Genomic DNA, 22,041 nt, shown 5'->3' on the forward strand with positions numbered 1-22,041 from the left:
ACTCCGTGTGTGGCGCCGGAGTCCCTAAGGCAGGATGGAGGGGTGCTTCGCTCCGGCTCTGACGACAACGGCGGGGACCGGCCTGCCAAGAGCCGGTCCAAAGGACGGAAGTGGACCGCGCGGCAGCCCCAGCAGTTCCACCGGGAGCAGCAGCCGCCACCTCCGCCGCCGCCCCCGCCTGCCCGGCGCCAGCCGCCGCCCCCGCCTCCTCCCCTTCCCGAGGAGTTCCGGCAGACCACGCCGCTGCGCCGTGAGCCACCGCCCCCGCCGTCCACTCGGTACGGCCCGGACGGCTACCCGGTGCCGCGCAGTGGTCATACGGGTCCGTACGACTACTACGAGCAGGCGCCCCCGCCGCACCGGCAGCCCCCACCGCCACAGCAACACCAGCAACCCGAGCCGGAGGCCGAGGCCAACCACGGGTCGGAAGCCACAGCCCTGCCGCGGGGCGGCATCCCCCAGATGCCCAAGAAGCTCACGGTCACCCGGGTGGCCGCGCTGCGCGGCAAGCAACTGACCCAGCAGGCGGTGCACGCGTTCAAGCGGGCGGCGAACGCCGACGGCGCCGACAAGTCGGGGCTGACGTCGCTGACGTACGCGACGATGCTGAACTACGCCAGCGACGCGGCGATGGCCGTCGCGCTGGCCAACACCCTGTTCTTCGCCGCCGCGAGCGCGGACAGCAGCAAAGGCAAGATCGCGCTGTACCTGCTGATCACGGTGGCGCCGTTCGCGTTGGTCGCGCCGGTGATCGGCCCGGCTCTGGACCGGATCCAGCGTGGCCGCAGGCTGGCGATGTGCGTCGCGTCGGCCGGTCAGGCGCTGATGTGCGTCGTGATGGCCACCAACTTCGACTCGTGGCTGCTGTACCCCGCCGCGCTCGGCAAGATGGTGCTGTCCAAGTCGTTCACGGTCCTCAAGGCGGCGGTCACACCGAGAGTGCTGCCGCAGGAGATCACGCTGTCCAAGACCAACGCCCGGCTGACGGTGTTCGGCCTGGCGGCGGGCATGGTGTTCGGTGGCATCGCGGCCGGGCTGACGCAACTGTTCGGCTCACCGGGTGCGCTCTGGTTCACCGCCCTCATCTGCGTCGTCGGCGCCGTGCAGGGCATGCGGATCCCGGCGTGGGTCGAGGTCACCGAGGGCGAGGTACCCGCGACCCTGTCATCGTCGCCGACGAGACCCAAACGCCAGCCGATGGGCCAACAGGTCGTGGTGTCGTTGTGGGCCAACGCCACCGTCAAGATCCTGACCGGGTTCCTGATGATGTTCTCGGCGTTCGCCATCCGCGCGGAGACCGAGGGCCAGGCGTTCCAGCAGTTGCTGCTGCTCGGCATCATCGCGGCCGCAGCCGGTGTCGGCAGCTTCGGCGGCAACGCGATCGGCACGAGACTGCACGTGGCCAGACCCGATCAGATGGTGCTCGCCTGCGTGATCGCCTGTGTGACCGCGACCGTGGTCGCCACGATCCTGCCGGGCATCGGGACGATGGCGATCGTCAGCCTGATCGCGTCGACCGCCGCGGCGCTGGCCAAGAACAGCCTGGACGCGGTGATCCAGGACGACCTGCCGGAGGAGTCGCGCGCGTCGGCGTTCGGCCGTTCGGAGACGGTGCTGCAGATGGGCTGGGTCTTCGGCGGCGCGCTGGGCGTGCTGCTGCCCACCACGTTCTGGGTCGGCTTCCTGGTTGTCTCGTTGCTGCTCGGCATCGGCCTGGTCCAGACGATCCTGGCCACGAAGGGGAACTCGCTGCTCAACGTGGTTCGCCGGGCCACCCCGGCGCGCCGGGCGGGCACCGAGCCCACGTAGGCTGCCCGCTGTGCGCCGATTCGGAATTGCCTCGCTGGTGGTGGGCGGTCTGCTGCTCGCGGGATGCGCCGCGCCCCACGACCCCGAGGTCACGTTCTTCGCGGACGGCGAGACCGTGCGGATCACGCCGTCGCCTGTCTGCGACGACAAGCTCGAGGAGTGCAAACCGACGGGCGAGCTCGCGGTGCCCAGCGGCAAGTCGTTGAACATTAGCGTGCCCAAGCAGGTCGCCGAAGCCCCGTGGCTGGTCGTGTTCCGCTACCGCGCTGCCGACGGTTCCGTGCAGAAGGCGCGCTCAGCGCTGTTCGGCGACCGCGGGACGTACGCGTACACGCTCCACGCGCCGACCGCGGCCGACCAGCTGATGCACGTGGAAGTCCAACGCATCGGCGGGATCGGCGTGGACGAGAACCAGCAGTCCGTCTTCGGCGTCAACGCCAGCTGGGCGCTGACGATCAAGTAAGCAGGAAAACGGGAGAGGCGCTCGGCCCCTCCCGTTCTCGTTCCGGCCGATCAGCAGAGCGTGGGGTGGCAATTCGCGTTTGGACCGTTCGAAGTGGGCTTGCGCACCGGGTCCCATCGGATGATGTAGCCGGTGTTGACCCCGCCGTTGAGCCAGCCCGCCGCGAGGCTCAGCTCGGCGCCCCACCCGGCACTGCCCGCGATCGAGTCGCTGACGCCGCCGTTGATCAGGTTCTTCTCCGACTCGTACCCGAAGTCGACGCCAGGTCCCACTTTGGCGTGGACGCCCACTTCGCCCGACAGCGTGATGCCCGAGGCCACCTGGTCGGCCTTGTCGGCGTTGACCTTCGACGTCAGGTCGGCCGCGATGCCGAAGCCGAACTGCACGCCGATCTTGATCTGCGCGCTGTAGGTGATGCCGACGTTGTCGAAGTTGACGCACTCCTCACGGGAGACCCCGACCTCACCGGCGGCCATGGAGAACGAACCACAGACCGAGCCGGACCCGATGCCGTCGGTCAGGATCGAGGTCCACCGGTCGTCCTGCTCGTCCATGACGTGCCGCTTGGCCAGTTTGTTGACCTCCCTGGCGACGACCCTGGCGCGCTCGCGCTTGCGGGCCTGTTCCCTGCGCCAGTCGTACATCTGCTGCCGGTGCTTGGCCTCCTTGCGTTTCTGGTTGGTGATCGTCGTGCCCCGCCTGGGGTTCTCCTCCTTGTTGCCGGTGACGATGCCGTTGCGCTTCTGGTCGATCTGCCTGCGGACGTTGGCGGCGTCCTCGTGGCGTCCCTGCGAGTCCAGCTTGAGCGCCTGCATCGCCTTCTGCTCTTCCCAGTCCATCTCCCCGCTCGGGTCGCTGAAGGTGGACGGGTTGTTGCGGGAGTAGACGTAGGCGTCCAGGCTCTGCGGGCTGGCGTCGTTGAGCAGCGGGTCGACCGAGAGGAACCTGCCAAGCGCCGGGTCGTAGTCCCGGACACCGAGCCTGGTCAGGCCGGTCGCCGGATCGGCTGTCCCGCCGACGAATCCCTGGGTCGACGGCCAGCTCTCCGGTGCGGGACCGCGGGCGACGCCGAACGGGTCGAACCGGCGCTTGGTCGTCGCAAGGGTGTTCGCGTTGACCGACAACGTGCCGGTGCCCTGCCGGTCGCCGGTGAGGTAGCTCAACGAACCCCCGGTCTTCGCCGCGACGAGGGAGTCGCCGTGCAGGTAGTACCGGGTGCCGGTGAGCTTGTTCGTCGCCTTGTCCAGCTTGAGTTCGCCGCTGGGCAGGTACAGCGTCGCCGAGCCGGGCTGCTTGGCGAGCAGGCGGGTGTTGTCCGGCGTGTTGACGTACTCGGTGAGCACACCGTTCGCGTTGACCGAAGCCAACTGGCCTTCCGCGTCCCACGTGTACTGCTGTGCTCCGGCGGCGTTCGGCTTGCTGACGGTGTTGCCTGCCTTGTCGTAGTCGAACTCCCCGGCCGCCGCGGTCGTGCGCAGCGCCGGGCCTGACACCGACACCGTCGCCGGGGCGTGCGGCTGCGGCTGACCCGCCTGCGGGTACGTCGTCGTGGTCGTGGTGTCCGGTGCGCCGTTGATCCCGTGCTGGGTCTGGGAAACACGCCTGCCGACCATGTCCGGCTGGTAGCTGTTCCAGTACGGGGCCGGCCCGCCAACCGCCGCACCGGCCGCAGCGCAGTCCGAAGTGGACGTCCAGGCGTCCCTGAGCCTGCGCATGCCGTCGTAGGCCATGCACTGCCGGTCGAGCGAACTGCCCGCGGTCTTCGTTTCGATCTTCTTGACGTTGCCGATCGGGTCGTAGGAGTAGTTGGTCTGGTCGGCCTGCACGTCCGTGGCGGTCTCCCGCTCGACGAGGGAGTCGGACAGCCTGCGGGTACCTTCCTCGTAGTACACGGTCTGCCAGGCGCGCTTGCCGTCCGGCCCTTGCTGGATCTGCGTCACCTCACCGAGCGCGGTGTACGTGGTCGCGCTGACCACGGGCACGTTGTTCGCCTTGGTGGCCTTGGGCAGGCCGAACGCGTCGTAGGTGTAGACGACGGTCTCGCTCGGCATCGCGGTGCCCAATGCGGGCAACGCCACCGAGCCGACCGAGCCGTCAGCCAAGTACGTCGTGTTGGTCTTGTACGTCCCCTGCAGCGGTCCTTCGGTGTCCGGGACCGTCACCGAGATCTGCAACGGCCGGTAGGCGGCGTCGTAGCTGTCGGTCGTGCTGACGTACGCCTTTCCCCCGACGTAACGGGTGGTCGAGGTGAGCTGCCCCTCCTTGATCGTGTCGTACGTCCACGAGGCCAGCAGTTCCCCGGTGGCGGAGTCCTTGCGCAGTTCGGTCTGCCTGCCCAGAGCGTCGTACGCGCGCCAGGTGACCTGACCACGAGCATCCTTTGTGGTCACGACCTCGCCCAGCGCGTTGTAGGTCATCGTCGCCGAACCCTTGTCCGGGTCGGCGGTGCTGACCTTGCGGCCCGCGGCGTCGTAGTCGTTGGTCCACACGTTGCCGACGGCGTCGGTGATCTTCGCCAGCTCACCCGCCTTGGTGTAGGACCGTTTCGTGGTGACGACACCACCATCGGCGAACTGGCGCACCTCGGTGTCCAGACCACGGGCGTTGGTGTACGTTTCCGTTGGCGTGCCACCGGCGGGAGGAGTGACCTTCACCCGGTCGCCGAAGTACTCGGTGAGCGTCGACCACTGCTTGTCGTTGTGCTTCTCGTACGTCTCCTTCACCTTGCGCTCGGCGCCGTCGTAGCTGATCACGGTCTGATTCGGGATCTGGTTGTCCTGCGGCGCGAACAACGTCGTGCCCGGCTGGGAGTCGTTGAAGTAAGGCGCGTTGGTCGCGGCGACCAAACCACGGGTGTCGTAGACCTTGTCCGTGAGCACCCGGCCGCCTTGCGGGCTCGGCGCCTGCGTCTGCCGTTCCCGCATGAAGCCGTCGAACAGCTGGTAGCTGGTGAGGTAGTTGGAGTTCGGCTTGAGCGACTCGGTTTTCGTCCAGGTCGCGCCGTCGTTGCGGACGCCGTAGCCGAACCGGCTGGTCGGTCCCTGACCGGACGCCTTCGACCGGCCGGGCGCCCACACCGCCGTGACACGGCCCAGCGCGTCGTACGTCGTGTCCGTCCGGCTGGAGTTCGAGTCCTCGACCGACGTCACGGAACCGTAGGCGGGATGGATCGTCGAGGTCGTCACGTGGCCGAGCGCGTTTGTCTCCTTCGACGCCGTGACAAGGCCGTTCACCTGCGTGTACGCCTTGCTGGTCTTGCGGTCCATCGCGTCGAAGGTGTCCACCGCACGGCCATAGCTGTCGTAGGTCGTGCGTTTGGTGGTGACGAGCTGCGGTGTCCCGTTGTGCGCCGCCAACTCGTCCACCTTGGTCACGTTGCCTTTGGTGGCCTGACCGATCGACAGGCCGTCGTAGTACGACTGGGTGTCCGAGATCGCGTCACGCGGGTACGTCGCCGTGGCACCGCAGGCCACGCCGACTTCAGTGATCCTGCTGGGCAGGGACAACAACCAGGCACCGACGTTCATGACATACGTGGTGGTCACGCACTGGTCGTCGTTGGGGTCGGCCATGTCACCCAGATCGCTGACGGTGAGCGGTTGCCCCACGCCGTCGTAGGTTGTGTGCGTCTCGGTCCTGCGCTGTCCACCACCGGCCAACGCGGTCCGGCCGAACGTGTCGCCGATCTTCACGATGTGCGACTTCAGGTTGAGGTGCGTACCGGTGTTCTTGACCCATGGCGTGCTGATGGTGCCCTTGACCTCTGGCCCGCCGGCGCCGTCGTACGTGATCTCCTCGCGCATGAAGCCCGCCAGCTGCGGGTCGTCGGCGATCCCGTCGACCTTCTCGGACTTGGGGCCGCCCGCATTGCGCTTGTCGCCGTTCATGCCCCGGAAGTACCGGTAGGTGTTCACCGACTCGATGTTGTTGCCCGGGTTGGGCGCATCGCCCTTGCGGACGGTGACCTTGGCGTAGCCACGCCAGTCGCTCCAGGTCCGGAACTTCGGGTCGACCAACGGGTCGTCGCGGTACGCCCACGCCGCGCCGTCGTGGTAGTCGTAGCTGGTGAACTGGGTCGGCCCACCGCCGACGCGGTCGACAAGGGCGACTGTCGACACCACTCGCTTGTGGAACCAGTCGTCGAACGGCTCGGACTTGTCCGGTGCCCAGCGGACCGGGAAGCACCGCAACGTGTTGGTGTCCACCGGAGGGAAGGCATTCGGCGCGCAGTCGAGTTCCTTGTAGTTCACCACGACCTGGCCACCGGACTCGGTGTTGATGTGGTGGATGCGGTTCTTGTTGCCCGGCGGCAGGCCGTCCTCGCGGGCGTCGACGCGGTTGCCCTTGTGGTTCGGGTCCTCCACGAACGTCACCGACGGCAGCGCGACGTCGTCACCGATCAGACCGGTGTGCCCGATTGCCTTGAGCCACAACGCCGGGCTGGTGTTGTCCCCCGGCAACGGGAAGCCCTGGTCGAACGTCCAGCGCTCCACGTCGTCGTACCCGTTGGCGGCCTTGATCTTGGTGGTGACCGCGGTCAGGCGTTTGGTGGCCCAGAACGTCGGTGCCCACAGCTGCCCGCACGTCGCGGTCGAGCAGTCACGGTCCCACGGCACGTCCGGCCAGTTCGCCGGTGTCTTGGCCGTGCAGGCCGGGCCGTTGAGGCACCGGTCGGACAGGGTGAACTCGACCTTCGCCGGTGCTTCGCCGCCCACCCCGTGCACGGTGCCGTACTCGATCGTGCGCAGGTTGCCGCTGCGGGTGTAGGACTCCACGAACTTGCCGAGGTTGCGGCCGTACTTGTTGACCTCCACGTCGTACGTGTAGATCATCGTGTTGCCCTGCCGGTCCTTGACGTAGTCCAGGTTCCAGCGATATGCCTGCGTCTTGCAGAACGAGGCGTCGTAGGTGGACTGGTTGCACGGTTCACCCGGGTTGTTGCCCGCCACCGGCACTGTCCACACCGAATTGGTGTCGCCACGACCGGGGATCTTGTGCAGGCCGAAGGTGTACTGCGTGCCGTCGGTCGTCGTCATCCGCCAGTACTCGCGGTTGTCGTCGCCGTTGTCCGAACCCTCGGCGCCCCAGAACTGCTCGATCCGGCTGCCGTCGTCGTTCTTCAGCCGCCAGAACCGGGTCCCGGCTTCCTTGACCAACGCGCCGCTGTGCCCCTCCATGGACAGCGTGGCGTTCTCGGTGGCCCAGCACAGGTCGCCGGTCTTGGCGCTGCCCTGGTTGCCGGGATCCTCGGCGCACGCCTTGTAGCCGCGCTCGATGAAACCGGACGACGACATGGTCCAGCCTTCGCCAAGCGACGACGTCTGGTTGTTCGTCGTGGCGACCCGGCCGTCGACCGAGCCGGAGTCGTACGACGCCTTCAGCGCGGGCACGAGATCACCCGGGACCGGTGGCACGCGCATCGGGTAGTTCCAGCTGAACGAGCCGTTCTGCTGGGAGACCTGCCATTCCGCGCTCGGCGACAGCGACGTCGCCTTGTAGTCGCCTGTCGCGCCTTCCGGGGCGGCGGCCACGGCGAACGTCGTCGCCTGGTCCGTCGCGGGAACCTCCGCGGACAGCACACCGGCTTTGTGGTTGTTGTGCGTCTTGCCGACCGCCGGGGCACCGTTGAGCGGGACCAACCGCAGCCGGGATGCCCAGTCACCGCCGTAGGCGTGCCGGAAACCGTTGTAGTCGACGGAAAGCGACACGGGCGCAGCTGATCTGGCCCCGTCCGTGCGGGCCAGGCGGACCACCAGTCCGGCGATTCCGGCCTTGGCGGACTCGTCCTGACCGAGGACTTCGACACGCACCTTGGCGGCTTCCGCGCCCGCCACCTTGACGGGCAGCCCGCCCGCCTGCACGGCCTGAGCCGCGCGGTTCAGCGTGACTTCGGCCGACCCCACCGACGGCCAGGTCACGCGGGGTGGTGTGCGCAGCTCCTCAGCGGTGCTGACCGAGAGCGGCTTGACGTCGACCGGTTTCCCGGGCACCGATGTCAGCCGTTGCGCCTTCTTGGGTTCCAACGGGGCAGCGAACGCCGAAGGCGTGCCCACCACCAGGGTGGTCATCAGCGCGATGCTGGTGACCACCGCGCCGGATCTCTTCCGGATCATTTTCCCTCCATGTTCGGCATGACATAACCGAGGCTGCGGTCGAGTACGCCGCCCTCGCAGCCCGGGTCCACCGATTCGAACAACTCGTTGCTGCCAGTGGCCTTGCACCGCACCAACTCCACGGTCGCCGCACCGGCCGGGGCGTCCCAGACGAACGCCACCCAGCTGACGAGCTGTTTGCCCTCACAGGCGCCGTCCGGCGTGAGGAAGTAGTCCTTGCCCGAACGGCACGAGAACAAGTTGCGCGTCCCAGGCGCCTCTTTCTGGGCCACGATGCCCAGTGCGGCCTCGGCGCGGTATTCGCCGGACGTCAAGTGCGTCGCGGTGCGCAACTCGCCGGTGGTGTCCTGTTGCCGGTGACGCGTCAGGTACATCCGGGCCACGGAATGCCCCAGTTGCGCCTGCACGGTGTTGCCTTCGCAGTCCGCGTGCGGGGAAACGAACATCTCGCCACCGAACTTGTTGGCACAGCTCCACAACGTCAGCACGGGCACATCCGCCGGCACCTCGCTGTAGACCCGGCCCAGCTCACCGAGCACGCGTTTGCCGTCGCAGGCGGCGTCGACCGAGGTGAACTCGTCCGCCCCGGACAGGCACGAGTACAACATCCTCGTGTTCGGCGCGTCCGCGGGCGCGGGGAAGCCCAACGGGGACTCGAAGTGGTAGCCGCGCGGCGCGGTGTCGTTGCTCATCGCGTGTTCCGCACCGTGCGTGACCCACCGGCTGAACTGTCCCTTGTAGAGCGTCGGGGCCGGTGGCCTCGGGTCGCGGGCGTCGTCGGAGATCTGGTCCTCGGTGCGGACCCCGGTGAAGATCCGGACGTGGTCGATCTGGCCACCCCAGAACCGGGCGGCCGCGCCGGTGTGCTTGCCGCGGCCGACCACCACGTTGCCCGGTGACTCGGGGATCACCGTGCCCGCGGGGATCGGCGTCGCCGCGACCAGGATGCTGTTGACGTACAACCGGACTTCCCGGTCGGCCTGGTCGTAGACGCCGGTGAGCTGCACCCATTCGCCGACCGCGGCCGGTTCGGCCGAGTTCGCGACGATGTAGGCGGGCTGGTCCGCGTCCTTGGGCGACAGCCCGAACGACCACCCCTTGGTGTCCGGGCGGTAGCGCAGCGCCCAGCCCGATCCCCTCGGTGCGTCCTGGCTGACCGCTGTCTGCCAGTCAGCGTTGGCCGAACCGAGCCGGACGTGTGCGGCGACCGTGATGCTGTTGTCCGTACGCAGGTGCACGCCGGTCTCGACCTGGCCGGTCTGCCCGTCCAACTGGACGCCGCCGCCTCCCGCCGCGGAGATGTCCGTCCACGACGCGCCGCCCTTCAGGGTGCCGGGCCTGCGGTTGCCGGAGACGTCCGCCGCGGCGGTCCCGGTTTTCTCGTTGAACTGCCAGAACGCCTCGTCCACGGTGGGCACTGTCGCCAGGTCGTGCATCTCCCGTGCGGACAGCATCCGGTCGTAGATCCGCACCTCGTCGATGGCGCCGCGGAAGAAGTCGACCTTGTTGCGGGACGCCAGCGCCCGGCCGATCTGCGTCGGCCCCGCGGCGTGCCAGGGGTTCGCGTTCTTCGTGGCCTGCGCCTGCTTGACGCCGTCGACGAACAGCGACATCGTGTTTGTCGCCTTGTCGAACACGCCCGCGAGATGCGTCCACCGACCGGCCACCGCGGCCGAATCCGACACGACGGTCAACCTCGCGGTGTCCGCGTCCGCCCCGACCATCATGAACTGCCACTTGTGGGCGTCCGGACTCAACTGCAGGAAGAACCCGCTCATCACGTTGCCGTCCTGGCTCACGGCCGTGCGCCAGACGTTGTTCTCCAACAGATCCGGCCGGACCCACGCGGCGACGGTGAACGTGTTGTCGGTGCGCACGGACGGGCCGGTGGTGCTCAACCAGCCCCTGCCGTCGAGCCACACCGCGTCGTCCAACCGGCCGTTCGTCCAGGTTCCCGGAGTCGTGCCCGCGGTGGCCGGGGTGAGCGTGCCGTGGTTGTCCTTTCCGGACCCGTCGATCGCGGTGGTCGCACCCGGCGCGTTGTCCAGCCGCCACACGCCGACCGGCGGCGTACCGATGCCGGCGCGGAAGTGGTAGCGCTTCAGGGGCCCGGGGTTGCCCGCGTGGTCGACGCTGCGGGCGTAGAAGTCCGTCCACGCGTCGGTCGGTGGTGTGATCAAGGCTTCCGCGGTGCCGTCAGCCTTGGCCGCGGCCCATCGCTTCGGGTTGTCGTGCAGGTCGTACTCGTACCCGGCGATGTCCTTGTCCCTGGCGTCGCCGGGGCTCAGCAGGAACTTGCCTGTCCGGCCGATCCCGCCGCCGACCCCGTTCTCCGGGTAGTCCGAGGAGGACACCACGGGCTCCGCGTACGGCTTCGTCGTGTCGATGGTCGCGTCACACCAGTTCGACCACGGGCTGACGTCGATGCCGTCGGTGGTCTGCGCCCGCCACGACAGCGTCTCGCCCTCCTTGAACGTGTCCTTGGGGAGGGTGATGCGGAAGTCCGTGTTCACGGTCTGCGGGAGCGTGGTCGTCGATCCCCGTTTGGCGCCGCCCTTGAGGTACCACTCGAACGTCACCCGGACGCTGCCGCCGTCCGGATCGGACGGTCGCGCCTTGAGCACCGGAGCGTTGTTGAAGATGTACGCCTGCGCGGGCACGACCGTGCAGTCCTTGCCATCCGTCGACTTGTACAGCGGCGCGCCGGGATAGCTGTTGTAGTTGACGACGAGCGACGGGTTCGGGTCGAACTTCTTCCACCCCGTCGAGCTGCCCTCGTCGATGGCCTTGAGCATCAGGGTCGTCGTCGGCGTTGACTGCTTCACCGAGTTGTTCACCGCGCCGAGCACGTTGAACCCGACGTTCTTGTCCGGGCAGCCCGGTCCCCACCCGTTGGCCACGTTGACCCTGCCGAGCTCCTGGCCGGTCCACGGTGGGTTGTCCCATGTGGTGCCCGGCGTGATCGCCCCGGTCTCGTGCAGGCCGAGCCAGGACGGCGTGCAGCTGTCCGCCCAGTTCTCGAAGATGTTGAACTCGGCCGACCGGATGTGCTTGCCGAACAGCCCGGCGACGTCGAACTGGAAGTAGCTGCGGACCAGTACGTCCGGGTCTTCCTTCGTGGTGAACCCGACCTTGGCGAAGGGGCTGCCGTCGCCCCACCAGTACGACTGGGTGCGCAGCCTCGACGGGACGCCGTAGACCATCGCCCAAGCGGCCCTGCCGGCGCTCCACTCCGGGTCGATCTCCACCGGGTACTGGGTGTTCGGGTCGGTGAGCAGGCCCTGGTCGGGGGTCAGCGAGACCTCACCGGCGCCGACCCCCATCGACACCGGGACGACCTTGCGGGTCGCGTCCCACATGATCGGTTTGCCGGAGCGGAACACCTGGTGGCCCTGGCCGTCCTCGGCCGTCGTGGTGCCGTCCTGGTGCTGTTTGACAGTCACGCCGTCGGTGCGCATGCCGAACGTGAGCTTGCGCAACTCGGGGTTGGCCGCCGCGGCGCGGTCCTTGACCACCAGCAGCTTGGCGTAGCCCTGCGGCAGGGCACGCAGCTTCAGGTCGACGCCGGGCAGGACCTCGCGGTAGGTCGCGGTGTTCCCGGCGAGCTCAGGCTTGGGCAGCCGGTGCCGCCAGGTCAGCTCGACCCGGTTGGTTCCTTCGGCGACCCGGACGAGCGGCCCGTCCCCACCCGCGGAGAACGCCTGGTCCACCGCTCCGGTGGTGGCTTCGACGGTACCCTTGGCGGTGAAGCGCAGGGTGGTGTCGATCGGAGCCCATCCACCGTCCTTGCGGCCGCGAACCGGCATCGGGTGCGTCTGCATGGTGTAGGTGCCGTCGGGCTCGGCGAAGACCTGCGTGGTCGCCGTGGTGAGGTTCGGCATTTCCACCCGCTGCGCTGCCGCCCGCGTCGCCCGTTGCGCTGCCTGGGCGACGGGCAATCCGCTGACCAGGACCATCAGGGCACAGGCCAGCGCCCCGGTTCTCATTCCGACCATGTGAGAACCCTGTGATGTCGATCTTGAGAAAATGTTGAACGGCCGGCGACCGGCTGATTCGATGCGTGTCATCGAACGGAGGGGAGGAAACGTGCGGTTCGAGGTGCTGGGCGAGGTACGGGCCTGGCGCGCGGAGAAGCCCGTCGACGTCGGCCATTCACGGCAGACCAGCGTGCTGGCCGCGCTGCTGTTCGACGCCAACCGGCTGGTTTCGGCGGACCAACTGCTTGACCGCGTGTGGGGCCATCACCCGCCACCCACCGCACGCGGCACGTTGTCGACCTATCTGACCAGGCTGCGGCAGGCGTTGGCGCCGGTGCCGATCGAGCGGCGGACCGGTGGGTACCAGATCACCGTCGAGCCGGGTGCCCTCGACCTCGACCGGTTCGACGACCTGCTCGCCAGGGCACGCGCCGCACAGGACGACCGGCTGGCCGCCCGGACGTACGAGCTGGCGTTCGACCTCTGGCGTGGCGAACCGCTGCCCGGTTTGGACACACCATGGGCCAACGACACGCGGAGCCTGTTGCACCGCAGGCGGTACGCCGCCGAGCTCGATCGCACCGACGTCCTGCTGCGGCTCGGTGAGCACGCCGAGCTGGTCGCCGAGCTGATGACCAGGACAGCAAGGCACCCGTTGGACGAGCGGCTGGCAGGCCAGGTCATCCTCGCGCTGTACCGCACCGGGCGGCAGGCCGACGCGGTCAGCCACTACCAGGCCTTCCAGCAGCTGCTGGCCGACGAGCTGGGTACCGACCCCGGCAGGTCGCTGCGGGACCTGCACCACCAGATCCTCGCCGACGACCAGATCGTGCTCGCACCGGAACACAGCAGGTCACGGCCGCCACGACAGCTGCCCGCGCCGCCACGGGCGTTCACCGGCCGCCGCCCCGAGCTCGACAAGCTGTCCGCACGGACCGGCTCGGGGGCGAGCACCCTCGTCATCCACGCGATCGGCGGCGGCGGTGGGATCGGCAAGACGTCACTGGCCCTGCACTGGGCGCACCAGCACGCGGACCGGTTCCCCGACGGCCAGCTCTTCGCCAACCTGCGCGGGTTCGACCCCAGCGGCACACCGGCCGCGCCGTCCACAGTGCTGCGTGGCTTCCTGAACGCGTTGGGTGTCAAGGAGATCCCGGGCGACCTGGACGCGCAGGCCGGGCTGTACCGCACGATCGTCGCCGACCGCCGGATGCTGGTGGTGCTCGACAACGCGGCGGACACCACCCAGGTCGGCCCGCTGCTCCCGGGCAGCGCGTCCGTCACCACGCTCGTGACGAGCCGCCACCCGCTCACGGGGCTGGTCGTCACCCATGGAGCGCACGCGTTGCCGCTGGACGTGCTGAGCGACGACGAAGCCTACGAGTTGCTGCGCGGCCAGCTCGGCGACGAGCGGCTGCTGGTCGAGCCCGACGCGGTGGCCGAACTGGTCAAGCACTGCGGCGGCCTGCCGTTGGCGGTGAGCATCGTCGCGGCTCGTGCGGTCGTGTCGCCGGACATGCCGCTTGCCGAGCTGGCGGCGCAGCTGCGTTCGCACACCACGCGCCTCGACGGGTTGGACACCGGGGACGCGGACGTGAATCTCCGTGCCGTGCTGGCGTTGTCCTACCGGGCGGTCTCGGCCGACGCGAGGCAACTCGCCTGGCTGCTCGGCGTGGCGCCCGGTCCCGACATCTCGTTCGCCGCCGTCGGCGCCTTGGCCGGTGACGACGCGGCCGCGTTGCTGCGCGAACTCGAGTCGGTGCACCTGGTTTCCCAGTTCACGCCGGGCCGGTACCGGATGCACGACCTCGTCCGGCTCGACGCGGCCGAACAGGCGGCCGCCGCGCTCACCGAAAAGGCCCTGCGCCGGTTGATCGACTTCTACCTGCGCACCGGGCAGGTCGCCGACCGGCTGCTGGACCCGCGACGTCCGCCGTTCACCATCAGCGGGGACGTGCTGGCGGAGCCCCACGCGCTGCGCGACGAAGCCGACGCGACGGCGTGGATGACGGCCGAACACACCTGCCTGCTGGCCGCGCAGGAGCTGGCCGCGGAGTGTGGCTGGCACGCACAGGCGTGGGAAATGTCATTCGTCACCGACACCTGGCACTCGCGGCAGGGCCAGCACGCGGATCACCTGACCGCGTTGCGGACCGCGGTCACGGCTGCCGACGCGGCAGCCGATCCCGCGCCACGGGCCAGGCTGCACGCGAACCTCGGTCAGGTGGCCGCCCGCGCCGCGCTGGTGGACGAGTCCGTCCGCCACTTCGAACGTGCCATCACACTGGCCGACGAGGTGGGTGACCTGGTGATGCAGGCACATGCCCACCAGGGCCTCGCGGAGTGCTGGGGCGGGCAAGGCGACAACGAGCGCGCACTGGACCACGCGTGCCAATCACTGAAGTTCTACCGCGCCGCGGGCAGCCGTGAAGGAGAAGCCAGCGCCCTCAACCAGCTCGGCTGGGTCGAGGCGCTGCTGGGCAAGTACGACGACGCCCGCCGCCACTGCTTGGCCGCGTTGGCCATCGTCGGGATCGACGGCATGGCCAGCGGCCAGATCCACGACAGCCTCGGTTTCATCGACGAGCAGAGCGGCAGGCTGCCCGAGGCCATCGACTGGTACCGCCAGGCGATCGCGATCTTCGAGGCACACGGCGACGACTACAACGCCGCGACCACGCTGATCCAGCTCGGCAGGGCTAATCTTGCCCACGGGCACACCGCCGCTGCCGTGACGGCATGGCAGTCGGCGCTGGACATTTGCCGGATACAGCGCCGTACGGGAGAAGCCGACCGCCTGCGGCAACGGCTCAGCGAACTGGGTGCCTGACGCGGTCTACGGGTCGAGCTCCCGCGCGACGGCGCGGACGACTTCGGCGATTCGTTTGGTGGCCTTGCGATCCGGGTAGCGGCCGCGCCGCAGGTCCGGCTGGATCTTGGCTTCGAGCATCTTGATCATGTCCTCGACGAGGCCGTGCAACTCCTCGGCCGGACGGCGGTGCGCCTCGGCGACCGACGGCATCGGGTCGATCAGCCGGACCGAAAGCGCCTGCGGGCCACGGCGGCCGTCCGCCACCCCGAACTCAATGCGTTGTCCCGCCTTGAGTCCCGTCACGCCAGGAGGCAGCGCGGATGCGCGGACGTACACGTCCTCCCCGCCGTCCTGCGTGACGAACCCGAAGCCCTTCTCCGAGTCGTACCACTTGACCCGTCCGGTCGGCACAGCTCTCACCGTTCCCTCGTCGACTCCATCAGCCGTGCGGCTCCACCCTCCATGCCGCACGACTAACGCGCCCCGGGCACGCCCTGGACGCGTCGTGACAGCCTATGCCAAACCGAGGTCCTGGCGTAGCGCATAGTCTGCTCGCTGTGCCGAAGTTCAGCCTGTTGCCAGCCGCCGTGACGATGTTCGCCGTTGGCCTGATCGCGATCATCGTGGTGTTCGTGCTGTACGCCGCCGGGCAGTCGGAGCTGTCCGTGTGGCTCTACGTCGCGGCGATGCTCCTGCCGGTCGGCCTCGGGCTGGGGATCTTCAGCGTGGTGCGGCGTCGCTGAACCACTCGGGGAACTCGTCGAGACCGCTCAGCACGACGTCCGCGCCCGCCGCCGTGAGCATGGCGGCGTCGCACGGGCCCGTGGTGACGCCGACCGCGAACGCACCCGCGGCGACCGCGCCCTTCATGTCGCCGATGTGATCTCCGACGTAGATGCCCGCGCCGTGCAGCTTGAGCGCCTCGGCCTTGCCCGCCGACCACAGGTCGCCGACCAGGTGGTCGATCTGCCAGCCGAGCGCGTCGATGTGCAGTTGGGCGTTGCGCTGGTACTTCCCGGTGACGATCACCGTCTTGCCGCCCGCTGCCCTGACTGATCGCAGGGCGTCGACCGCGCCGGGCATCGGCAAGGTCGTGGGGATCACGATCTCGGGGTAGGTGGCGCGGAACCGGCTCACGCACCAGTCCAGCCTGGCCTCGGGAACGCCGATGGAGGCGAGCATGTCGCGCAACGGCGGGCCCATGTTGGCCGCGACGTACTCGCCGTCCAGCACGAGGTCGCTGGCCGCGGACAGCTCGGCCATCGCCTTGATCACGCCAGGGCGCGGGTCGATCAGCGTCAGGTCGAGGTCGAAGCCGACAGTCACGGTCATCCCATCACCCTAAGGGCTTTACAGATGCGCCGATCGAGTCCAGGCGGTTGACAGAATCCCCATCCGTGTCAACACTCGGAGCATGACCGAGATCACACCGTTCTCGGAACGAGTACGGCTGTCCCTGCGCGAGACGTTGCTGGACGCGGCGGCTGAACTGCTGGCCCAGCACGGGTTCGCGGGCCTGCGGATGGTCGACGTCGCGACGAGCGCCGGAGTCAGCAGGCAGACCGTCTACAACGAGTTCGGCAGCAAGGCCGCGCTGGTCGACGCGGTCGTGTTGCGGACGCTGTCGGAATTCCTCGACGGCACCGAAGCGCTCTGGCGGGCGACCACCGCGGTGGCCGACAGCCTGCGCGCCACGGTCGAGTACACCGTCCGGCACGGCAGGGAGAACCGGCTGGTGGCAGCCGTTCTCGGTGGTGCGCAGGCCGAGGACCTGCTGCCGCTGCTGACCACGAGAGCCGAACCGGTGTTCCGGCACTCCATCGACCAGGTCAGCCACCACCTGACCGAGCGGATCCCGGCACTGCCGCCGGAACGCGCGGCACTGCTGGCGGAGTCCATCGTGCGGCTGTCGATCAGCCACATGCTGCTGCCCGGCGGCACGCCGGGCGAGGCGGCGGACGCGGTGTGCTCGGTGGTGCTCCCCGCGATCGAGGCCCACTCCTGACGATCAACGGCAAAGGAGCCGTCAGATGACGCAGACGCAAGCCGAACTCCGCAGCGGGTTCGCGTCGTTGCGCAAGGGCGGCCTGAACTGGGACTCGTTCCCGCTCAGGCTGTTCGTGAAGGGCAACGCCAGGTTCTGGAACCCGGCGGACATCGACTTCTCCCACGACCGCGCCGACTGGGAAGCCCTCACCGACGAGGAGCGCCGGTCGGCCACGTACCTCTGCGCCCAGTTCATCGCGGGTGAGGAGGCGGTGACCGAGGACATCCAACCGTTCATGAAGGCGATGGCCGCGGAGGGCCGGATCTCCGACGAGATGTACCTCACCCAGTTCTGCTTCGAGGAAGCCAAGCACACCGAGGTGTTCCGGCGGTGGATGGACGCGGTCGGGCTGACCGACGACCTGCACCCGTTCGTCGCGGAGAACCCCTACTACCGCAAGCTCTTCTACGAGGAACTGCCCGGCTCGCTCGCGGTGCTGCAGCACGATCCCAGTCCCCGCAACCAGATCCGCGCGTCGGTGACGTACAACCATGTGATCGAGGGCACATTGGCGCTGACCGGGTACTACGCGTGGCAGAAGATCTGCACCAGCCGCGGCATCCTGCCGGGCATGCAGGAGTTGGTCCGGCGGATCGGTGACGACGAGCGCAGGCACATGGCGTGGGGCACGTTCACCTGTCGCAGGCACGTCGCGGCGGACGACACCCTGTTCGACGCGGTCACCGAGCGCATGGGCGAACTCCTGCCGATCGCGCTGAACATGATCGAGTGGGTCGGCAACCAGTTCGATGAGCCGCGCCCGTTCGAGACCGACCCGCAGGAGTACGTCGTTTACGCTGGTGACCGCGCCCAGCGCCGCCTCGGAGCCATCTCGTCGGCCCGCGGCACGCCGGTCGCCCAGATCGACCTGGACTACTCACCCGAGGTGCTGGAGGACCAGTTCGGCGAAGAGGACGCAAAGGTGTTCGCCGAAGTTACTGCAAACCATTTGCAGTAAGCTGAGCCTGGGCTCGGTTCGTCGTGGGAGGTCCGTTTGTCGCTCGCCAGTGCCATCAAACCGAGGATCACCCGTTTCCGAGCCGGAGCCGCGCTCTTGGGGCCCGCGTTCGTCGCGGCGATCGCCTACGTCGACCCCGGCAACGTGGCCACCAACACCGCAGCGGGCGCCACCTACGGCTACCTGCTGGTGTGGGTGGTCGTCGTGGCGAACGTGATGGCCGGGCTCGTGCAGTACCTGTCCGCGAAACTCGGGCTGGTCACCGGGCTGTCGCTGCCCGAGGCGGTCAGGGACCGGCTGTCCACCCCGACCCGGCTGGCCTACTGGGCGCAGGCGGAGGTCGTGGCGATGGCAACCGACCTGGCCGAGGTGCTCGGCGGCGCGATCGCGTTGAACCTGCTGTTCGACCTCCCGCTGCTGCTCGGTGGCGTGATCACCGGTGTGGTGTCCACCGTTCTGCTGGTGGTGCAGGACCGCGCCGGGCAACGGCCGTTCGAACGGGTCATCACGGGACTGCTGCTGATCATCGCGATCGGTTTCGCCGCGGGGCTTTTCGTCTCGCCGCCGTCCGGCTCCGGCGTGGTCGGCGGGCTGCTGCCGCAGTTCGCTGGGTCGGAGAGCGTCCTGCTGGCCGCGGGAATGCTGGGTGCGACCGTGATGCCGCACGCGGTGTACCTGCACTCCGCGCTGGCACGTGACCGGCACGGCCGCCAGACCGGACCCCGACTGGGGCGCCTGCTCAACGCGACCCGCTACGACGTCGGCGTCGCCATGGTGTTCGCCGGTGCGGTCAACCTCGCGATGCTGTTGCTCGCCGCGAGTGCCCTGTCCGGGATCGACGGCGTGGACTCGCTTTCCGGCGTCCACGCCGCCATCGGGCAGCACCTCGGCAACGGCATCGCGTTGCTGTTCGCCGTGGGACTGCTGGCCTCCGGCCTGGCGTCGACCTCGGTCGGGTGCTACGCCGGTGCCGTGGTGATGGGTGGGCTGCTGCGCAAGCGGATCCCGTTGCTGGCCCGCCGGTTGCTCACACTGCTGCCCGCTGTCGTGTTGCTGGCGTTCAACGTGAATCCGTCGTGGGCGCTGGTGATCTCGCAGGTGGTGCTGTCGTTCGGCATCCCGTTCGCACTGATCCCGTTGGTACGGCTGACGTCCGCTCGCGGGTTGATGGGCAAGAACGTCAACCACCGGGTCACGACCGTGCTGGCCTGGGTGATCGCCGCACTGGTGATCGCGTTGAACCTGGCGTTGATCTACCTGACCGTCACGGGTAGTTGACGCCGAGTTTGTCGAGCGCCTCGGTCAGCGTCCGCATCACCGCGAGGGTTTCGTCCAACGGCATGTGCGGGCTCTCGACCTCCCCTGCCGTGACGCGCTCGACGACCTCGGCGATCTGGTACTGGTAGCCGTGTCCCGCCAGTTCCAACGCGTGCTTCTCGTCGTCCTGCCCGGGGCGGACGACGGTGAACTCGGTCGGCCGGTAGAACACGGGCGGGATCTCGATCCGCCCGGCCGTGCCGACGATCGTCGCCGCGATCGGGTAGTAGCCGACCAGCGAGGACGACAGCTGCGCGAAGACCCCGTCGGGGTAGCGCAGCATCAGCGCGGCCTCCGCGTCCACACCGTCGATCAGGGTGCCTTGTACGGCAACGCTTTTCGGCTCGCCGAGGAGCATGTGCGCGAAGGAGACCGGGTAGACGCCCAGATCCAGCAGCGACCCGCCGCCCGCGGCCGGATCCCACAGCCGGTGCGCGGGATCGTGCGCGAAGGGGGCGCCGAAGTCCGCGTGGACGCTGCGGACCGTGCCGATCGCGCCGTCGGTGACCAGGTCACGGATGAGCTTGACCAACGGGTTGAACCGGGTCCACATCGCCTCCATCAGGAAGACGTTCTGCTTGCGGGCCAGGTCGACGAGCTTCTCGGCGTCCTTCATGCCGACCGTGATCGGCTTCTCGCACAGCACGGCCTTGCCCGCGAGCAGTGCGTTGCGGGCCACGATGTAGTGGCTGCTGTGCGGCGTGGCGACGTAGACGACGTCCACGTCCGGGTCGGCGAGCAGGTCGTGGTAGTCACCGTAGAACCGCGGTATGCCGTGCTCCCGGGCGAACTCCTCGGCCTTGTGCGTGCTGCGCGAGGAAACCGCCAGCACTTCGACATCCGGCACCAGCGCCATGTCCGACGTGACGACGTCCGCGATCCGGCCGGTTGCCACCACTCCCCATCTGGTCACGTACTCAGCCTACGGGTTCACAGGCCGAGGATGTCCTTGGCCGCCTCGCGCATCTCGACCTTGCGGATCTTGCCGGTGACGGTCATCGGGAACTCGTCGACCACGTGCACGTACCGGGGAACCTTGTAGTGCGCCAGTTTCCCGGTGCAGAACTCCTTCAAAGCCGCCGCCGTCAACGGCTCGGCGCCCTCGCGCATCCGGACCCACGCCATCAGCTCCTCGCCGTAGCGCTCGTCCGGCACGCCGATCACCTGTGCGTCAAGGATGTCCGGGTGCGTGTAGAGGAATTCCTCGATCTCACGCGGGTAGACGTTCTCGCCGCCGCGGATCACCATGTCCTTGATCCGGCCGGTGATGCTCAGGTAGCCCTCGTCGTCCATCACCGCGAGGTCACCGGTGTGCATCCAGCGCGCCGCGTCGATGGCCTCCGCCGTCTTCTCCGGCTCCTCCCAGTACCCCAGCATCACGGAGTAGCCGCGCGTGCAGAACTCGCCGGGCGTTCCCCTCGGCGCGGTCAGCCCGGTCTCCGGGTCGACCACCTTCACCTCGAGGTGCGGGTGCACTCTGCCCACAGTGGACACCCGGCGGTCCAGTGTGTCCCGCGCGGTGGTCTGGGTGGACACCGGTGACGTCTCGGTCATGCCGTAGCAGATGGTGACCTCGTTCATCCCCATCCGCTCGATGACCTGTTTCATCACCTCGACCGGGCACGGCGACCCGGCCATGATCCCGGTCCGCAGGCTCGACAGGTCGTACGACTCGAAGTCGGCCTCGGCCAGCATCGCGATGAACATCGTTGGCACGCCGTACAAGGACGTGCACTTCTCGTCGGCGGCCGCGGCGAGCGTCTCGGCGGGCTGGAAGGACGGCGCCGGGATGACCATGCAGGCGCCGTGTGACGTGCACGCCAGGTTTCCCATCACCATGCCGAAGCAGTGGTAGAACGGCACCGGGATGCACACCTTGTCCTGCTCGGTGTAGCCGCAGGTCTCGCCGACGAAGAAGCCGTTGTTGAGGATGTTGTGGTGCGACAGCGTCGCACCCTTGGGGAAGCCGGTCGTCCCGGACGTGTACTGGATGTTGATGGGGTCATCCGCTGACAGCGGGATTCCGGCCAGCGCGGCCGGATCCGCCGCGCGGCCCGCCTCGACCAGGTCGGTCCACTCCGAACTGTCGAGCAGGACGACGTCGACGAGAGCGGGGCAGTCCGGCCGCGCCTGCGCGATCATGGCGGCGTAGTCGGACGTCTTGAACGCGGGCGCCGAGACCAGGGTGCGGATGCCGGACTGGTTGAGCACGTAGGTGAGCTCGTGGATCCGGTACGCCGGGTTGATGTTGACGAGGATCGCGCCGATCTTCGCGGTGGCGTACTGCACGAAAGTCCACTCCGCCCGGTTGGGCGACCAGATGCCGACCCGGTCCCCTTTGCGCACACCGAGGTCGAGCAGACCCAACGCGACCGCGTCGACCTCCTCGGCCAGTTCGCGGTAGGTCCACCTGCGCCCCGATGCCCTGTCCACGAGCGCGTCCCTGTCCGGGTACGCGGCGACCGCCCGGTCGAAGTTGTCCCCGATGGTCTCCCCGAGCAGCGGCACAGTCGATGTACCCGAGGCGTAACTAGGAGCGGACACG

13 protein-coding genes are annotated in these 22,041 nt (G+C 68.5%); 7 read left to right on the forward strand and 6 right to left on the reverse strand.

The annotated features are described in order from the left end of the window. The first annotated feature begins 42 nt into the window (after positions 1–42). Together ALI144C_RS28360 and ALI144C_RS28365 are read left to right on the forward strand one after the other, a co-directional pair. Complete coding sequence (locus ALI144C_RS28360; protein ID WP_237774352.1) at positions 43–1,809, forward strand: MFS transporter; 1,767 nt, start codon at positions 43–45, stop codon at positions 1,807–1,809. 10 nt (positions 1,810–1,819) lie between these two features. Next, positions 1,820–2,272 (forward strand): DUF2771 family protein, encoded by a 453-nt coding sequence (locus ALI144C_RS28365; protein WP_076990235.1) that lies wholly within the window; start codon positions 1,820–1,822, stop codon positions 2,270–2,272. A gap of 50 nt (positions 2,273–2,322) precedes the next feature. Here the strand turns inward: ALI144C_RS28365 and ALI144C_RS28370 are convergent, their stop codons facing one another. Then, the gene (locus tag ALI144C_RS28370) at positions 2,323–8,385 is read right to left on the reverse strand and encodes an RHS repeat domain-containing protein (protein WP_076990236.1); all 6,063 of its coding nucleotides are present in this window, start codon (positions 8,383–8,385) and stop codon (positions 2,323–2,325) included. Beyond that, positions 8,382–12,380 (reverse strand): LamG-like jellyroll fold domain-containing protein, encoded by a 3,999-nt coding sequence (locus tag ALI144C_RS28375; protein WP_076990237.1) that lies wholly within the window; start codon positions 12,378–12,380, stop codon positions 8,382–8,384. The genes ALI144C_RS28370 and ALI144C_RS28375 overlap by 4 nt, the downstream gene beginning before the upstream one ends. A gap of 91 nt (positions 12,381–12,471) precedes the next feature. Between ALI144C_RS28375 and ALI144C_RS28380 the strand changes: the two genes are divergently transcribed. Beyond that, on the forward strand, positions 12,472–15,192 hold the full coding sequence (locus tag ALI144C_RS28380) for an AfsR/SARP family transcriptional regulator (protein ID WP_202819077.1): 2,721 nt from the start codon (positions 12,472–12,474) through the stop codon (positions 15,190–15,192). A 6-nt stretch (positions 15,193–15,198) separates the two neighbouring features. On the opposite strand, the gene ALI144C_RS28385 is transcribed toward ALI144C_RS28380, so the two are convergent. Beyond that, the gene (locus tag ALI144C_RS28385) at positions 15,199–15,585 is read right to left on the reverse strand and encodes a cold-shock protein (RefSeq protein ID WP_076990238.1); all 387 of its coding nucleotides are present in this window, start codon (positions 15,583–15,585) and stop codon (positions 15,199–15,201) included. A 146-nt stretch (positions 15,586–15,731) separates the two neighbouring features. On the opposite strand from ALI144C_RS28385, the gene ALI144C_RS28390 reads away from it, so the two are divergent. After that, a complete protein-coding gene (locus ALI144C_RS28390; protein WP_143230924.1) occupies positions 15,732–15,917 on the forward strand; it encodes a hypothetical protein in 186 nt (61 codons plus the stop codon). Here ALI144C_RS28390 and ALI144C_RS28395 read toward each other — a convergent pair. Beyond that, a complete protein-coding gene (locus ALI144C_RS28395; protein WP_076990240.1) occupies positions 15,895–16,506 on the reverse strand; it encodes an HAD family hydrolase in 612 nt (203 codons plus the stop codon). The two genes, ALI144C_RS28390 and ALI144C_RS28395, sit on opposite strands and share 23 nt — an antisense overlap. Before the next feature lie 82 nt (positions 16,507–16,588). Here ALI144C_RS28395 and ALI144C_RS28400 point away from each other — a divergent pair, with 82 nt between their 5' ends. The 3 genes from ALI144C_RS28400 to ALI144C_RS28410 are packed head-to-tail and all read left to right on the forward strand — an operon-like array spanning position 16,589 to position 19,457. Further along, complete coding sequence (locus tag ALI144C_RS28400; RefSeq protein WP_143230925.1) at positions 16,589–17,179, forward strand: TetR family transcriptional regulator; 591 nt, start codon at positions 16,589–16,591, stop codon at positions 17,177–17,179. A gap of 25 nt (positions 17,180–17,204) precedes the next feature. After that, positions 17,205–18,179 (forward strand): R2-like ligand-binding oxidase, encoded by a 975-nt coding sequence (locus ALI144C_RS28405; RefSeq protein ID WP_076990241.1) that lies wholly within the window; start codon positions 17,205–17,207, stop codon positions 18,177–18,179. Between the two features lie 36 nt (positions 18,180–18,215). Then, positions 18,216–19,457 (forward strand): Nramp family divalent metal transporter, encoded by a 1,242-nt coding sequence (locus ALI144C_RS28410; protein ID WP_076990242.1) that lies wholly within the window; start codon positions 18,216–18,218, stop codon positions 19,455–19,457. Here ALI144C_RS28410 and ALI144C_RS28415 read toward each other — a convergent pair. Together ALI144C_RS28415 and ALI144C_RS28420 are read right to left on the reverse strand one after the other, a co-directional pair. Further along, positions 19,444–20,409 (reverse strand): Gfo/Idh/MocA family protein, encoded by a 966-nt coding sequence (locus ALI144C_RS28415; RefSeq protein ID WP_076990243.1) that lies wholly within the window; start codon positions 20,407–20,409, stop codon positions 19,444–19,446. The two genes, ALI144C_RS28410 and ALI144C_RS28415, sit on opposite strands and share 14 nt — an antisense overlap. Before the next feature lie 17 nt (positions 20,410–20,426). After that, positions 20,427–22,040 (reverse strand): AMP-binding protein, encoded by a 1,614-nt coding sequence (locus tag ALI144C_RS28420; protein WP_076990244.1) that lies wholly within the window; start codon positions 22,038–22,040, stop codon positions 20,427–20,429. Between the last annotated feature and the right edge of the window lies 1 nt (position 22,041).

The sequence above is a fragment of the Actinosynnema sp. ALI-1.44 genome, from assembly GCF_001984155.1.
Taxonomy (GTDB): Bacteria; Actinomycetota; Actinomycetes; order Mycobacteriales; family Pseudonocardiaceae; genus Kibdelosporangium.